Origin of the sequence: Porphyromonas sp. CAG:1061 (assembly GCF_000435035.1) — a bacterium.
Taxonomy (GTDB): Bacteria; Bacteroidota; Bacteroidia; order Bacteroidales; family Porphyromonadaceae; genus Porphyromonas_A; species Porphyromonas_A somerae.
Window position 1 is genome coordinate 1 of record NZ_HF988878.1, and the last position, 1,955, is coordinate 1,955.

The window sequence follows — 1,955 nt, forward strand, 5'->3', positions numbered from 1 at the left end:
CCGACTCGTCCGACTTGTCTGACCTGTCCGACCTGTCTGACCTGTCCGACCTGCCCGATAAGGTACCCCCACTCCCCTTTCAGTTGGCATCAATAAGATATCCCCGCTGATCCGATGGGTCAGCGGGGATATTCTATATTATATTGAGATAGGGATTAGATGCCGAGCTTCTTGCGGATAGCAGAAGGGATGGCGTCTTTGTGCACCACAATATTGATGGTCTTACCAGCTACAAAGTTCTCGGATACATACCATAGACCTTTGTAACGGCCAGCTTCGCCCCAAGAGTTCTTGACCATGTAAAACTTCTTACCAGTCTGGTCCTTAGCGATACCATAGATCACCATACCGTGGTCATCGGTTGTTTCTTGAGCATCGAAGCCTGCTTGGCGCCACTCTTGAGTCACCTTGATCTCTGGAGCACCAGGAGTGCGTACCAGTTCATTGATCATACTGCGCTTCTCACTTGGAGTAGCACCGATCCAGCGAGCTTGGTCGGAGCCAGTAGACTCTGCTGCGTCGGCATCGATCAGGATTCCTAGTCCATCTCTATTAAAACCTACTTCGCTTACGTCGCTACCCCATGCGATACCATATCCGTTATTGATCGCATTATCGAAGACTTGCATAAACTCATCGAGAGGGAGGTTGTAAGATAAAGAGTGTCTCCAATTATCGGCAATCTCGAGTACAAACTTAGAGTAGAATGGGTGGTGAGTAAAGCTGGTGAGCGATACATAGTCGTCCATATTGAGCCCTAGGTACTTCACGAAGCTCTCGGGGGTAAAGCTCTTACCCTCATAGGTAAAGCTCTCGGGAAGCTCCCCTAGATAAGCGTCGATGATCCCGCCAAAAGCTTTCTTCCAAGCTGGTGTGAGGCCTGAGCGCTCTGAATTCTTGAGGATAGCTTTGATAAATCCATCTGCAGCAGCATGTATCTCATTGTGATTGTGGCGCTTTGAGCCATAGTTGAGACCTTCCATCTCGCTCATTGGCACGATACCGTAGTGCTTTACAGAGTAAAGGACATCATAGAAAGAGCCACCAGGGCCAAAGTTGGTCTCCCCTTGGTAGCGGATGTAATTATCGGCCTTATCGCGATAAGAGTGAGATACCACATGCATAGGTGAGAGCACTACGCTCTTGCCACTGATACGCAATGCCTCCATCTCTAGGAATCCTAGTCCGCTAAAAGACCAGCATGTGCTTGAATTGGCTTGGTTTTGGATAGGTGTGATAGGTAGCTCCTTTACTACCGTAAACTTGTACTCCTCCTTAGCAGCCTCTTGTGCCATCGCTGGCATAGTAAGTCCGAGGAGCAGGGTTAGTGAAATTAGTACCTTAGGTAATTTTCTCATGTTGTTGTTTGATTTAGTTATTTAGTGATTATTACTCTTTAGTTATCTAGGTCGAAGCTGCAGGTCTTGTGCCATCTGCTGCAGCCAAGGATTGTCTTTGGAGACAAATGCCCACCGCTCATTGGGGGTCTGTGGTAGTAGCTCCTGTAGCTTTACATCTACCTCAATGGCGATGCCGACTTTGTCATTTTTCAATTCATCGTGGAGCACCTCTAGCACTGGCCCTAGCACGCGCACCACTTGCATCTTGATGGTATTGCTCTGTACCACTAGCTGGATATTGTGGTCGGGTGACTTTGTGGGGGTGATCCTCTGCAATACACCCTTGGCAAAGGGGGCGTTCTTGACCATTGCCACTGCCTTTCGCCACGCCTTCTGTAGCTGCTCTTCGGTGTACTCCTCGTTGCGGTTTTGGCTTACCGGTCCAGTATTGGTCTCCTCCCTCTGCACGGTTGGCTTACCTGTTTTTAGCGAAAAGCCATAAAGCTCTTGCCCTCCATTGCCTTGAGTGCGCCGAGTGGGCTGTGGATTAATGGTTTGAGCCTTGGTGTAGACTTGTGTCGGCTGGCTCACCTGAGTAGGTGCCTGTGCTGGCTG

Annotated in this window: 2 protein-coding genes; both read right to left on the reverse strand. The window is 49.3% G+C overall.

Annotated features, from left to right (window positions below):
* Nucleotides 1-155 precede the first annotated feature (155 nt).
* Nucleotides 156-1,358, reverse strand: a complete 1,203-nt coding sequence (locus QVO39_RS02130; RefSeq protein WP_021902821.1) for a C1 family peptidase — start codon at nt 1,356-1,358, stop codon at nt 156-158.
* Nucleotides 1,359-1,400: 42 nt separating this feature from the next.
* Nucleotides 1,401-1,955: DUF8439 domain-containing protein (locus QVO39_RS02135; protein WP_502685058.1), on the reverse strand; the 555-nt coding region annotated here is incomplete at its 5' end.

Excerpts from the sequence above, each read along its gene's own strand:
- QVO39_RS02130 (WP_021902821.1), bottom strand. The coding sequence starts at position 1,358 with ATGAGAAAATTACCTAAGGTACTAATTTCACTAACCCTGCTCCTCGGA.